General features: G+C 61.8%; 5 protein-coding genes. 2 read left to right on the top strand and 3 right to left on the bottom strand.

Annotated features, from left to right (window positions below; all coding sequences use genetic code 11):
• Positions 1–55 precede the first annotated feature (55 nt).
• Entirely contained in the window at positions 56–1,342 is a 1,287-nt protein-coding gene (locus tag A5686_RS13745) for a serine hydrolase domain-containing protein (RefSeq protein ID WP_067934938.1), read from the top strand.
• Positions 1,343–1,394: 52 nt separating this feature from the next.
• On the opposite strand, the gene A5686_RS13740 is transcribed toward A5686_RS13745, so the two are convergent.
• Genes A5686_RS13740 through A5686_RS13730 form a run of 3 tightly spaced genes read right to left on the bottom strand, consistent with a single transcriptional unit; the run spans position 1,395 to position 7,677 of the window.
• Positions 1,395–4,325, bottom strand: a complete 2,931-nt coding sequence (locus A5686_RS13740; RefSeq protein WP_067934981.1) for an RND family transporter — start codon at positions 4,323–4,325, stop codon at positions 1,395–1,397.
• 26 nt (positions 4,326–4,351) lie between these two features.
• The gene (locus A5686_RS13735) at positions 4,352–7,261 is read right to left on the bottom strand and encodes an RND family transporter (RefSeq protein ID WP_067934936.1); all 2,910 of its coding nucleotides are present in this window, start codon (positions 7,259–7,261) and stop codon (positions 4,352–4,354) included.
• Positions 7,258–7,677: an MmpS family protein gene (locus A5686_RS13730; RefSeq protein WP_067934934.1), complete on the bottom strand. Its 420-nt coding sequence runs from the start codon at positions 7,675–7,677 to the stop codon at positions 7,258–7,260. Before A5686_RS13730 ends, A5686_RS13735 begins: the two co-directional genes overlap by 4 nt.
• Positions 7,678–8,799: 1,122 nt before the next feature.
• On the opposite strand from A5686_RS13730, the gene A5686_RS13725 reads away from it, so the two are divergent.
• The coding region (locus tag A5686_RS13725; protein WP_156750062.1) for a non-ribosomal peptide synthetase at positions 8,800–14,630 on the top strand (5,831 nt) is incomplete at its 3' end.

Raw genomic sequence — 14,630 nt, 5'->3', positions numbered from 1 at the left:
ATAAACAATCTGATTACGCTCCTGCCAGGTGTGTAATCCAAGTAAATTCGAAAATGTGACGGTGGAAACCCGAGTCGATCGCCGCGCGGTCCCTGTCCACGATGACCTTGACGCAGGTCACCGTGTGTCCGGCGCGGCGGACTCACACTTCGGATGCGTCGTTCGCAGTTTTTCCAGCATGTTCCCCGCCCGTCGTTTCGGCGGCGGCGCGCTGGCCGTGTATCTCGACGGCCAACCGGTCGTGGACGTCTGGACGGGGTGGGCCGACCGGGGCGGACAACGGCCATGGACGGCGGACACCGCGCCGATGGTTTTCTCGGCGACCAAGGGGATGGCCGCCACGGTCATTCACCGGCTTGCGGATCGAGGGCTGATCGACTACGAAGCTCCCGTTGCCGAGTACTGGCCCGAGTTCGCTGCCAACGGCAAGGCAGACATGACCGTGCGGCAGGTGATGCGACACCAGGCCGGCCTGTCGGGCCTGCGCGGCGCCACCATGGATGAACTGCTCGATCACGTCGTGATGGAGGAAAAGCTGGCCGCGGCGGCTCCCGGCCGGCTGCTGGGCAAATCGGCATATCATGCGCTGACCTTCGGGTGGCTGATGTCCGGCCTGGGCCGAGCGGTGACAGGCAAGGGCATGGGCACGCTGATCCGCGAGGAGCTCGCCCAGCCGTTGGACACCGACGGCCTGCACCTCGGCCGGCCGCCGGCTGAGGCGCCGACCCGGGTCGCCGAGATCATCTGCCCGCAAAACATGATCGGAAACCCCGTTCTGGGCTACGTGACGCGCAAGGTCGCCAACGAGCTTTCGGGCGCGTACCGGTCGATGTATTTCAAGGGCCTGATGGCCGCCGTTCAAGGCGATGTCCCGCTGCTGGACGCGGAGATCCCGGCTGCCAATGGCGTTGTGACGGCGCGCGGGCTGGCCCGGATGTACGGCGCGATCGCCAATGGCGGCGAGGTTGACGGCACCCGATTCCTCTCCCGCCAGCTGGTTGCGGGACTGACGGGGGAGCGCAGCCTGCGCCCGGACCGAAACCTCTACGTGCCCTTGGCTTTCCACCTGGGCTACCACAGCCTGCCGATCGGGGGTGTGATGCCCGGCTTCGGCCACGTCGGCCTGGGTGGTTCGCTCGGCTGGACCGATCCGGCGAGTGGTGTGGCTTTCTCACTGGTGCACAACCGCCTGCTGACACCGTTCGTGATGACCGATCACGCGGCGTTCGTCGGAATCTATGCGCTGATCCGCAAGGCCGCCGAGAAAGCGCGCAAGCGCGGTTTCGAACCGATCACCGAATACGGTGCACCCTACTTCGAGCCCGGAGCGGTCGCCGGCTGACACGGATGGTCGGCCACCCGGCGTTGGAGTGAGCGCTCCGCGGCAGCCCGGCCTAGTAGGACGGAAGCCTCGAAGGCCTCGGGATCGGGGCGGTCACCGCATCGTCGCCACCGAACTTCTCCCCGAGCAGTTCGCGCACGACCGGCCGCGGTGGCAGCGAACGAAGCATTCGGCTGGCCGGGCGTGGACGAACTAGCTGCGGCCACCAGAACCAGCGTCCGAGCAGCGCGGCGATTGATGGCGTCATGAATGAACGCACGATCAGAGTGTCGAACAGCAGGCCCAGGCCGATCGTGCTTCCGACCTGACCGATGATCTGCAGGTCGCTGAAGACCATGGAGGCCATGGTGAATGCGAACACCAGGCCCGCGTTCGTCACGACCTTGCCGGTGCCGCCCATCGCGCGGATGATGCCGGTATTGATTCCGGCGGCTATCTCGTCTCTCATCCGGGACACCAGCAGCAGGTTGTAGTCAGACCCGACCGCCAGAAGGACGATCACAGACATCGGAAGCACCATCCAGTGCAGCTTGATACCGAGGATGTCCTGCCATATCAGTACCGAGAGTCCGAACGATGCCCCGAGGGATAGCGCCACCGTGCCCACGATCACCAAGGCGGCCACGAAACTCCGGGTGAGGACGAGCATGATGATGAAAATAAGGCAGAGCGCACCAATCCCAGCGATATACAGATCGTATTTTGCCCCGTCGTGAAAATCTTTGAAGGTCGATGCCGTGCCGGCAAGATAGATCTTGGCGTCTTCAAGGGGTGTGTTTTTGAGCGCCTCCTGGGCCGCATTCTTTATTTTATCGATTCGCGCTATGCCCTCAGGTGTCGCCGGATCTCCCACATGCGAAATGATGAATCGAGCCGCTTTGCCGTCCGGAGACAAGAACGAGTTCATCGCCTTCTTGAAGTCTTCGTTCTGGAAGACTTCAGGCGGCAAGAAAAACGAATCATCGTTCTTGGCCGCGTCGAACGCTTCTCCCATGGCGGTGACCTTGTCGGTCGAATCGTCCATCATGCTGAAGGTCCCGGCCATGGTGCTGTGCATTGTCAAAATCATCGTGTGCGCGCTCTCCGCCATTTCAATCATTGGCGGGAATTGCTCGAGCAGCTGCGGCAACAGCACGTCCATCTGGGAAAGGTCTACATTGACGAGATTGTCCATCTTGTCGGTCAGCTCGTCTACGCCGTCGAGCGTATCGAAAATTGATCTGAGCGAAAAACATATTGGGATGTCGTAGCAGTGCTTTTCCCAGTAGAAATAACTACGGAGCGGCCGCCACATGTCCTCGAAGTCCGAAACGTGATCTCTTAGGTCATGAACAACGAGCTGCATTTCTCGCGTCGTCCCGATCGAGTGATGCGTAGTCGCCGTGATGTCTTTCTGCAGCTCGTACAGCCGCTTCATGATCGCGATCTGCTGGTTCATCATTTCAGCCTGCTTGAGCATGTCATCGGTACGTAATTTCATGTACTTCATGTTTTGTAGCATTGTCGCGTTCTGCAGGCTTATCAGAAACGGTATTGACGTGTGCTCAATCGGCGTTCCCTCGGGTCGGGTCACTCCCTGCACCCGAGAGATACCCGGAACGCGGAAAACTGCTTTGGCAAGCTTGTGCAACAAGAGAAAGTCGGCCGGATTGCGAAGATCGTGATTCGATTCAATCATCAGGATCTCGGGCATCATCCGGGACTGGGAGAAGTGACGGTCCGCGGCCGCGTACCCTACATTGGCCGGAATATCTTTGGGTATGTAGAGCCGGTCGTTGTAGCTTGTTTTGTAACCCGGCAGAGTCACGAGACCGACAAGCGCGATGGTGACCGTCGCCACGAGAATGGGCGCGGGCCATCGGACAATCGCGGTACCGATGCGGCGCCATCGACCGTATCCAAGCATCCGCTTCGGGTCTAGGAGTCCGAACCTACCTCCCACGACGAGAACCGCGGGCACCAAGGTCAGTGCGATCGCAACGGATAGGAACATGCCCACCGCGCATGGGACACCGATGGTTTGGAATATGGGCATTCGAGTGAAGCTCAAGCACAACATCGCCCCCGCGATCGTCAAGCCCGAACCCAAAACAACGGGGGCAACTCCGCGGTAGGTGCTGTAATAGGCCCTTTCACGATCCTCGCCGGCCTGGCGCGCCTCTTGATAACGGCCGAAAAAGAAGATTCCGTAGTCTGTTCCCGCCGCCATGGCGAGGGCCACCAGCAAGTTGATGGCGAATGTGGAGAGAGCGACTAAGTTGTTGTCGCCGAGAAATGCGATAATTCCGCGCGCGGCAAATACCTCGATGCCGACCGTGACCAGCAACACGATCACGGTAACAACCGAACGGTAGACAAAAAGCAATACCGTGAAAATAATCACGGCGCCGATAATGGTCATCTTCAAAATTGATCTGTTACCGGCGTTCTGCATATCGGAGATGAGCGCCGACGGACCGGTGACATAGGTCCGAACGCCTGGGGGCGGCGGTGTCCGATCAATGATGTTCCGTACCGCCGCCACGGAATCCTGCCCCAAGGTCGTACCCTGGTTGCCGGCCAGGTTCACTTGGACATATGCGGCCTTGGCATCGGGACTCTGGGCACCCGCCTGTGTAAGTCGATCTCCCCATAAATCCTGCACATGCTCGATATGCTGCGGATCGGCTTTGAGCTTGCGAACCAGTTCGGCGTAGTAAGTATGCGCATCCTCGCCGAGGGGCTGCTGTCCCTCGAGCACGATCATCGCGAAGCTGTCCGAATCGGACTCCTTGAAGTCCTTGCCCATGCGCTTCATGGCCTGCACCGCCGGTGCGTCCTGGGGAGCCAGTGGTACGGAGTGCTCCTGACCGACGTGCTCGAGCGACGGGACCCCAAAGGTCACAACCAGAGTCAGCGCCACCCATGCCAAGATGATCAGTATCGCAAGCTTGCGGATCGAACGCGCCATGAACGGGGCGCGCGGGTAGTCTTCTGAGCTCATTCGGCGCTCAACCGGATACAGCGCCATTACTGCGGCTGTTTCAGCAGCGCGCGTACCAATGGACGGGGTCCTAAGGGTCGAAGTAATGCGCTGGCAGGGCGAGGGCGTACGTTCTGCGGCCACCAGAACCAGCGCCCCAGCAGGGCGGCGATGGATGGTGTCATGAATGCACGCACAACCAAGGTGTCGAACAGCAGACCCAGACCGATCGTCGTGCCTATCTGACCGATGATCACGAGGTCACTGACGATCATGGATGCCATGGTGAACGCGAACACCAGACCTGCGTTGGTCACGACCTTGCCCGTACCACCCATGGCGCGAATGATGCCCGTTTTTATGCCGGCGCCGACTTCTTCTTTCATCCGGGCGACCAATAGCAGGTTGTAGTCAGACCCCACCGCTAGAAGGACTAGCACAGCCATTACCAGCACAAGCCAATGTATTTGTATGCCGAGTAGGTCCTGCCAGAGCAGTACGGACAGACCGAAGGAGGCGCCCAGCGACACCAATACCGTACCCACGATGACCAGGGCGGCAACGAAGCTTCGCGTCATGATCAACATGATGATGAAGATGAGGCACAGCGCGGCAACTCCCGCGATCAAGAGATCGAACTTGGAGCCGTCCACCACGTCTTTCGTTATTGCGGCCGTGCCCGCGAGGTAGATCTTGGCACCCTCCAACGGAGTTCCCTTGAGCGATTCGATGGCCGCGTTCTTTATCGCATCGACCCGTCCGACGCCCTCGGGAGAGGCGGGATCGGCCCTTTGCGTGATCAGCAAACGAGCGGTCTTTCCGTCGGGAGACAGGAAGAGCTTCTCTACTCGCTTGAAGTCGGCGTTTTTAAATGTCTCGGGGCCGATATAGAAGGAATCGTCGTTCTTGGAGTCATCGAAAGCCTTACCCATCGCCGTGGAATTTCCACTGTTCTCGTCCATCGCGTGCATGGTTCCGGCCATGGTGCTGTGCATGGTCAAGAGCATGGTGTGCATGCTCTGCATGATCTCGATCATCGGCGGAAACGAGACGAGAATCTGCGGCATAATCACGTCAATGTGATCGAGGTCTGCCACCAAATCCTTCAATTTATCGGTGATTTCGTCGACACCATCAAGTGTGTCGAATACGGATCGCAGAGAAAAGCAGATGGGAATATCGTAGCAGTGCTTTTCCCAGTAGAAGTAACTCCGGATCGGCCGCCACATGTCCTCGAAATCCGAAATGTGATCTCGTAGTTCGTCGGTGACTTGCTGCACGTCATGCGTCGTGCCGACCATGTGGTGGGTCACACCGACGAGCTGCTGCATCAGACCATACATGTGCTGCATGATCCCGATCATTTGCTGCATCTCGTCGGCCTGCTTGAGCAGGTCATTCATGCGCTCTTGCTGGAAAGGCATGATTTGCAGCTGTGCGGCTTGCTGCATGCTGAGCATGAACGGGATGCTCGTATGGCCGAGAGGCGTTCCCTGAGGATGCGTCAAGCCCTGCACTCTCGAAATACCCGGAACCGCGAGTATGCCTTTTTCTAGTTTGTTCAAAACTAACGCATCTGCCGGATTGCGCAGGTCGTGATCTGCCTCGACGAGCAGGATCTCGGGCGACAACATTCGTGAGACGCCGAAGTGCTGTTCCGCGGCCGCAAGACCGACGGCTGCGGGAATGTTTTTGGGGATGTAATTCATGTCGTTGTAACTGGGTTTGTAGCCCGGCAGCGTCAATAGCCCAATCAGTGTGACTGCCAAAGTCACGATGAGAATCGGCGCAGGCCAACGGACGATTGCCGTGCCTATGCGTCGCCATCCGTGTAATGCGATCGTCCGCCTCGGATCGAAGAGACCGAACCGACTACCTACGTGAAGGACTGCCGGAACCAGCGTGAGGGCGACCGCGACCGCGACGAGTACGCCTACCGCGGAAGGAACAGCCAGAGATTGGAACTGGGGAAGCCGGGTGAATTTGAGGCAGAAAAGCGCTCCGGCGATAGTCACACCGGAAGCTAAGACAATCTTGGCCACACCGTGGTATGTGGTGTAATAGGCCATTTCCCGGCTCTCGCCGGCCTGCCGTGCCTCTTGATACCGCCCGACGAAGAAGATCCCGTAGTCGGTTCCGGCCGCAATAACGAGGGATACCAGCAGATTGACGGCGAAAGTACTAAGACCGATGATTCCGTAATTGCCGAGGAACGCGACAAGCCCGCGGGCCACCTGCAATTCGATCCCGACCATCAGCAACAAGAGAATTACGGTGAGGAAAGAACGGTAGACGAGAAGCAACATTGTGCAGATGACGGCGAGGCTGACCAGCGTGATGACGATGACGGTACGGTCGCCACTGCTGCCCATGTCGGAAACGATCGCCGCTGGGCCGGTGACATACGCTTTGACGCCTGGGGGTGCCGGGGTCCGCGACACGACGTGCCGGACGGCGTCGATCGATTCGCTCGCCAGGGCCGAGCCGGGGGCACCGTGGAGGCTCAGTTGCGCATACGCGGCCTTACCGTCGGCGCTTTGCGCAGCGCCCTCCAAGAGTGGATCGCTCCAGAAATCCTGAATGTGCTCAACGTGTTTGGGATCATCGCGCAACTGACGAATCATGCGATCGTAGTACTTGTGAGCGTCCTCGCCCAGGAGCTGCTGACCCACCAAGACGACCATCACGGTACTGCCCGAAGAGCTCATCACGGAACTTTCGGAACCAGTTTCCTTGAAGTCCTCAGCCATGCGCACCGTCGCCTTGAACGACGGCGCATCGCTGAGAATCTGCGGTATCGAATGTGTTCGCTCGACCTGCTCCAAGGAGGGGACGGCGATGCCAAGTATTACGACGAGCGCCACCCACGCCAAGATGATCGGGACCGAAAATCGGTGAATTATCCGAGCCGCCAGCGGCGGCTTGGTGGGCACGGTGTCCATATGTTGTTCGCTCATGCGGACTTCAGCAGGCAGAAGGTGAATGCATTCGTTTCGTGTGAAACCTTTTCGGCTTTGACCACATCGTCGATGAGGATGCGACAGCCAATGGTATTGCTATCGCCTTGAGCGATGACATTTCCGACTGCCGACGCAGCGCCGAGCGGGAATTCCAGCGACCACGGCAACGGTGCCCCCTTGAGACGCTGCGGGTCACCATTGACGTCGAAATAGGCGATCTCCGCCACCGTCCCCGGCGGCCCATAAACCTCGTACCTCAAATGCTTGGGGTTGTAGGGCTTGGTGTCTTGGCTCCGTGTGTCGGTGTAAGAAAGTTGCTTCTCAGAGCCGAAGACCCCGTGCAAGCGGGACACGGTGAAACCTCCCGCGACAACGACGGCGAGTATGACCAACGGCACCCATAGCCTGCCCACAACCTTGAAAATGGAAAACCCCCGGTTTCGGCGGACGTCACGAGACCCGGCCACCGTCGCGGGCGCGGCGGGCGGCCTGCCAGCACCCCTCAAGAGACCGCGCCGGTGACCGGCCTCTTGCGAGATGGCAACAGGAGCCGTGTCAGCGACATCGGAGTCGGCTCCTGCAATGTCTCGGACCCCCCGCTCGACCATCGCATCCAACCTTCCACCCGCTTCCACCCGGCGTACGTCAGTTGTTCGAACATGCAACCTACAGACCATCCGCGGCCCATCGGACAGCAGCATCTTGGAAGATCCACGCCGCAGCCTAGCCGCGCGGCGGTCACTTCAAAAGAGCAGCGCCTCAGGGACCGTCACCTGATTGACGAGTAAAGCATGCCGGAGGCCCCTGTATCCGCGGTTTGCCGACGCGATATTGGCGCGATATTGGATTGTGATGCATTTGGCCTGCGTACGGCATGTTACTGACGTTTTGCATGTGCCCGCAATCGCGACCCGCAGGTCCCCGGCGGCGGAGCGGAGCCCACCGGGTCGAAACGACCGGAGTGTTGCCGCAAGGCATAGAGCGACGGTTTCGTGGGCGACGCCGCGGCGGCGAAGCCAGCCTGAGTGGCAGCGGCCCGTTGCTTCTTGGCCTCTCAGACGGGCCGCAACTTTCGGGTTAGCTTGTGTCCGGGTTCGCAACTGCGAGGTCTACCCGTCACTGCAGTTCACGACCTCGAACAGCGTGTGACCGCAATCCTTGCGCCGCGGTCCTTAGAGCTTCGCCAGAAAGTTCGCCGAAATTCCATCACGGCGCGTTGACCTCCACTATGGTTTGGAGCGGTTTCGCATTCCTTGCCTTCGGGCCGGCTGGGGGCACATTGACGATTGATCCGTTCGACGACGGCGGTGCGGGGAAGCGTTCTGCCTTGGGCAACGAAGCAAAGCACCACAGCGTGTGGGCGGCCATCGCCGATGTTGCAACTGGCTCGCGGACGGCATGCCCCGTAGCGACGGGTACTCCCTGTCTGGACTCCGGCGAGCTAAACCGTTGTCATCTGCAGCCACCAGGTCTAGGCACGAATCTTATCGGCGGGCTGGGCTTCTGATCGGCAGCTCTGTTACTTAAAGGAGTCGATGGTGCTTGGGGACCGGGCACTTCCACTGACGCGGGGTCAACTAGAAATTTGGCTTGCGCAGGAGACGGGTCAGCTCGGCACGGGGTGGCAGTTGGGCCTGTTCGTGAAGTTCGAGGGCCCGGTAGAACTTGAAGCCCTGGAGTGGGCGATCCGCCGATCCGTAAGCGAGGCCGAGCCAATCAGGGCCGCCTTCTTCGAGGAGGACGGCCAGGTCCTGCAAAGGGTGATCGAGTACGCGGACGTCAAGGTCGATTTTTATGACCTGAGCTGCTCGAGCGATCCGCTGCAGGAAGCCCATCGGATCGCGTCGTCAATACAGAACACGCCCATGCCGTTTACCGGACCGCTGTTCAAGTTTGCACTGTTCCAGGTGCGCCACGATGAGTTCTACCTGTTCTGGTGCGTCCATCACATAGTCCTGGACGGGTCCGGCATAGCGCTGATCGGCCAGCGGCTGGCGGCGGTCTACTCTGCCGTTGTCTCCGGGGCGCCTATTCCTGCTGCCGTCTTGGGGTCCTTGGATGACCTGGTTGAGTGCGAGCAGGAATATGAGGCGTCCAGGGAATACCTGGAAGATCAGAGTTATTGGTCGCAGAACCTTCCCGGGGAGAGCGGAGAGCAGCACCGCTTGCCCCAGCACGGCGGCGAACGGGAACCTGAGCCGCCTTCTGATCCGGTTCGGTTGAACCCTTTGACAATTCGGCGCATCGATGAGTTATGCCGGGTGTGGAGCGTGCCTCGCTCATCGGTGATCACGGCGGCATGCGCGCTTCTGGTCCGCGGGTACCACGCGGATGGGTCAGAGGTAGTACTCGATTTTCCCGTCAGCAGACGCGTGCGTCCGGAGTCGAAAACGCTTCCAGGGATGGTTGCAGGAGTCGTGCCCCTGGTGTTGAGGCTGTCGCCTGTGTCCACCGTTGCCGATTTTTGCGGATACGTGGACACCCGAATACGAGAAGCGGTGCAGCACCAGAGGTTTCCGGTGGAAGCCCTCGAGCGCAAAACGCGAGGGCATGGACGGTCATTCGACAGGGTGACCGTCAATTTTCTCCCGTCTCGATTCACTTTGCCTTTTGGCGGCGTCACGGCTTCGGCCTCCTTGACCAACAGCGGCGTCGTAGATGGCTTCGGCCTGATGTTTTCCAGCTCCGGTGACGACCTTTTCCTGAGCACAGCGTCCGATGGACGGTCCTCCTGGAATTTCGAGGTCCGCGATCTGGCGAAACGGTTGGAGCGGCTCTTAGCTGCCATGACCGCTGACCCGACCCGGCGGCTATCCACGATCGACCTCCTGGATGCCAATGAGCATGACTGGTTGAGTAATTGGGGCAACCGGGGGATTCTGACTCGGCCGCCAGGCACGTCGGTGTCGCTGCCCACGTTGTTTGCCGCGCAGGCCGACCTGACTCCGGAAGCGATAGCGCTGACCTATGAGGGCAGCTCGATGTCATATCGAGAGCTCGATGAGGCGTCCAACCGGTTGGCGCATCTGTTGGCCGCTGACGGCGTGCGTCCCGGGCAGTGTGTGGCGTTACTGTTGGCGCGTTCGGCCAAGACGGTCGTCGCAATGTTGGCAGTTCTGAAAACCGGTGCGGCCTATGTGCCTATCGACCCGGCGCACCCCGACGCACGCATCAAATTCATGGTCGCTGATGCCGAGCCGGTCGCCGCCGTCGCCACGGCAGACCTGCGCCCGCGGCTAGACGGGTACGACCTTCACGTCATCGACATCGACGACCGTCGCATCGCTTCCTACCCGGACGCGAGCTTGCCGGCGCCCGCGCCCGACGACATCGCCTACCTGATCTACACCTCGGGAACTACCGGCGTTCCCAAAGGGGTGGCCGTCAGCCACCGAAACGTCACCCAATTGCTCCAGGTGCTGGATACCTATCTGGCCACGCCGGGGGTGTGGACGCAGTGTCATTCGTACGGGTTCGACTCGTCGGTGTGGGAGATCTTCGGTTCGCTGCTGACTGGTGGCCGGCTGGTGGTGGTGCCCGAAGATGTGGCCAGTTCCCCGGAGGACCTCCACGCATTGCTGGTGACCGAGCAAGTCAGTGCGCTCGCCCGGACCCCTTCTGCGCTGGGCGTGTTGTCTCCACAGGGCCTGGGATCGATGGCGGTGACGGTCGCGGGCGAGCCCTGCCCGGCTGAGCTGGTGGATCGATGGGCGCCGGGACGCGTGATGCGCAACGCCTACGGCCCGACCGAGACCACGATGGTCGTGGCGATCAGCTCGCCCCTCGATGTGGGGGCAGGGCCGGTGCCGATCGGTGTACCTGTACCCGGAGCGGCCTTATTCGTGCTGGACGGTTGGTTGCATCCCGTGCCTGCAGGTGCGGTGGGTGAGTTGTATGTGGCCGGCGACGGGGTGGCCTACGGGTATCTGGGCCGGGCGGGCTTGAGTGCTTCGCGCTTTGTGGCGTGTCCGTTCGGCGGGCCGGAAACGCTTGGGAAACGCATGTACCGGACCGGGGACCTGGTGAGTTGGGGTGCCGACGGGCAGTTGCGGTATGTGGGTCGCGCAGACGAGCAGGTCAAGATCCGCGGGTATCGCATCGAGTTGGGTGAAGTGCAGGCGGCGCTGTTGGGGCTTGACGGGGTGGAGCAGGCGGCGGTGATCGCCCGTGAGGATCGCCCCGGCGACAAGCGGCTGGTCGGCTACATGACCGGTACCGCCGACCCGGCCCAGGTGCGCAGCGCGTTGGCGGAGCGACTGCCGACGTATATGGTGCCGACCGCGGTGGTGGTGCTGGACGCACTGCCGCTGACGACCAACGGCAAACTCGATGTCCGCGCACTACCGGCGCCGGAGTATCAAGGCGGCGACCGTTACCGGGCCCCGGCCAACGTGACCGAGGAGATCCTGGCCGGGATCTATGCCCAGGTGCTGGGGCTGGCGCGGGTCGGGGTTGACGATTCGTTCTTCGAGCTGGGTGGCGACAGCATTTTGTCGATGCAGGTCGTGGCCCACGCGCGGGCCGCCGGCCTGGTGTTTCGGCCGCGCCACGTGTTCGTCGAGCAAACGGTGGCCCGACTGGCCCGGGTTGCCGCGGTGGGCACGTCTGAGGCCTTCCGCATTGACGAGGGTGTCGGGCAGGTCATCCCGACGCCGATCATGCGGTCGCTGCTGGAGGCCGGTGGCCCGGTTGAGCAGTTCAACCAGACCGTAGTTGTGCATGCCCCGGCCGGGGTGGATGAGACCGATGTGGTGGCCGTGTTGCAGGCGCTGCTGGATCGGCATGCCATGTTGCGGTTGCGCGCTGACGACGATGGCGCCGGGAACTGGTTGCTAGAGGTTCCCGAGCCTGGGTCCCAGGATGCAACCGATTGCCTGCGAGCAGTAACCGCGTTGTCCGAGGAAGCGCTGGCCGAGGCACGCTCGCGATTGGACCCGGCCGCCGGGGTGATGCTCAGCGCGCTGTGGGCTGGGTCGACGGGCGAGTTGGCGTTGATCATTCACCATCTGGCCGTCGACGGGGTGTCGTGGCGGATCTTGCTGGAAGACATCAACCTCGCATGGGTCCAGCGTCGCGGCGGGCAGCCGATAGCTCTGCCGCCGACGGGAACCTCGTTTGCCCGGTGGTCGTCGCTGCTGGCTGAGCACGCGCGCACGCCGGCGGTCGTTGATCAGGCCGAGGCGTGGCGGCAGGTGGCGGCCGCGCCGGCGGTGTTGCCAGCGGTGCAGCAAGGGGTGGATACGTTTGCCGCGGCCGGTCACTTGTCGGTGTCGCTGGACGCCGAGACCACGCGGGTCCTGTTGGGCGAGGTGCCGACGGCGTTTCACGCTGGAGTGCACGACATTTTGCTGATCGCGTTCGCCTTGGCGGTCGCAGAATTCTCCGGACGCCCTACCGCGCCGATCGCCATCGACGTGGAAGGTCATGGGCGCGACGAGGAGCTGGCCGACGATGTGGACCTGACGCGCACGGTGGGTTGGTTCACCACTAAATACCCCGTGGCGCTGAGCGTTGCTGGGCTGACGTGGGACCAGGTGGTCGCCGGTGAGACGGCGTTGGGCGCGCTGGTCAAGGGCGCCAAGGAACAGCTGCGCGCCCTGCCCGATCCTCTGAGTTACGGTTTGCTGCGATACGTGAATCCCGAGGTTGAGCTGGCCGGCTCCGACCCGGTGATCGGGTTCAACTACCTGGGACGACTGGGCGCGGCGGCCGAGGTTTTCGACGACCTGTGGCGGGTTCGCCGGGACGGGCTGTCGCTGAGCGGTGCGGTCGCGGGGATGCCGATGGCGATGCCGATGCCGCACACCGTGGAACTCAACGCGGGCACCGTGGATACCGAATCCGGCCCGCGGCTACACGCGAACTGGACATGGGCGCCGTCGGCGGTGGACCACGAACAGGTCGATCGGCTGGGCCGGTTGTGGTTTGAGGCCCTGGCCGGCATCTGTACGCATGTTCGCGCTGGCGGGGGAGGCTGGACACCGTCAGATTTCGCTCCCGCTCGTCTGACCCAGCACCAGCTCGATGAGCTGCAGGAACAGTACCGCATTGCTGACGTGTTGCCGTTGACCCCTCTGCAACACGGACTGCTGTTTCACACCAGCACCGCGCAGGGCGGCCACGACGTGTACGCGGTACAGCTCGACATCACTTTCAGCGGTGGCCTCGACCGGGACCGGCTGCGCGAGGCGCTGCACACGGTGGTGAGCCGGCATCCCAACTTGGCGGCCCGATTCTGGGCACAGTTCGACGAGCCGGTGCAAATAATCCCGGCCGATCCGGTGCTGCCGTGGCGGTACATCGACTTGGACGGTGTTGACGTGGACGTCGACGCATGGATCGACGAAGTCGGCGCTGCTGAACGTGCAGCGGTTTGCGATCTGGCCGACCCGCCGTCATTTCGGGCGGTGTTGATCCGCACGGCCCGAGATCGGCACCGATTGGTGCTGACCAATCACCACATCGTCCTGGATGGCTGGTCGTTGCCCATCCTCATGGGAGAAATCTTCGCCGGCTATTACGGACGCCAGCTGCCCGCGGCACCGTCGTATCGCCAATTTGTGGGATGGCTCGCCGGGCGGGACCGCGATGCGGCCCAGACGGTCTGGCGTGAGGTGTTGGCGGGTCTTGACGCCCCAACCGTGGTGAGTCCGCCCGGGCGATTAGAGCCCGGGCCGCCAGGCGTCGAATCGTTCTGGATCTCTGCGGAAATCACCCATGCCGTCGGCGAGTTGGCCCGCACGCGACAAACCACCGTCAACGTCGTGCTGCAGGCGGCGTGGGCGCAGGTGTTGGTTTGGCTGACCGGCCAGTATGACGTGGCCTTTGGCACCGCGGTGTCGGGGCGGCCGGCGGAGCTGGCCGGCGCGGATTCGATGGTGGGGCTGTTGATCAACACGGTTCCGATGAGGGCACGGATCACCGCCGCCACCACGGTCGCCGACCTGCTGGATCAGCTACAAGACTTCTCTAACCGCACGGTGGAGCATCACCATCTGGCGCTCGCCGAGATCCACCGACTCGCCGGACATGACCAGTTGTTCGACACTTTGTTCGTCTTCGAAAACTACCCGGTGGACACCGCAGAGTTGGTCGGCGGACACGAGTTGGTCATCACCGAGTTCCACATGCACGAATCGACCCACTACCCGCTGGCGGTCGCTGCCATTCCAGGTCCCGAGTTGGGCCTTCGCGTCGAGTACGACGCCAACGTGTTCGACGCGGCCAGGATCGAGTCGTTGTTCGCCCGCTTGCGAACGGTGCTGGTGGCCATGACCGCCGATCCGACTCGGCGGTTGCTGTCGATTGATCTGCTCGATGACGATGAGCAGGTCGGGCTGGATGAGTGGGGCAACCGGGCGGTGTT

Origin of the sequence: Mycobacterium sp. E2479 (assembly GCF_001667925.1) — a bacterium.
In the GTDB taxonomy this organism is placed as follows: Bacteria; Actinomycetota; Actinomycetes; order Mycobacteriales; family Mycobacteriaceae; genus Mycobacterium.
Note: the sequence above shows the minus strand (reverse complement) of the source record. Positions and strands in the feature narration are given on the sequence as shown.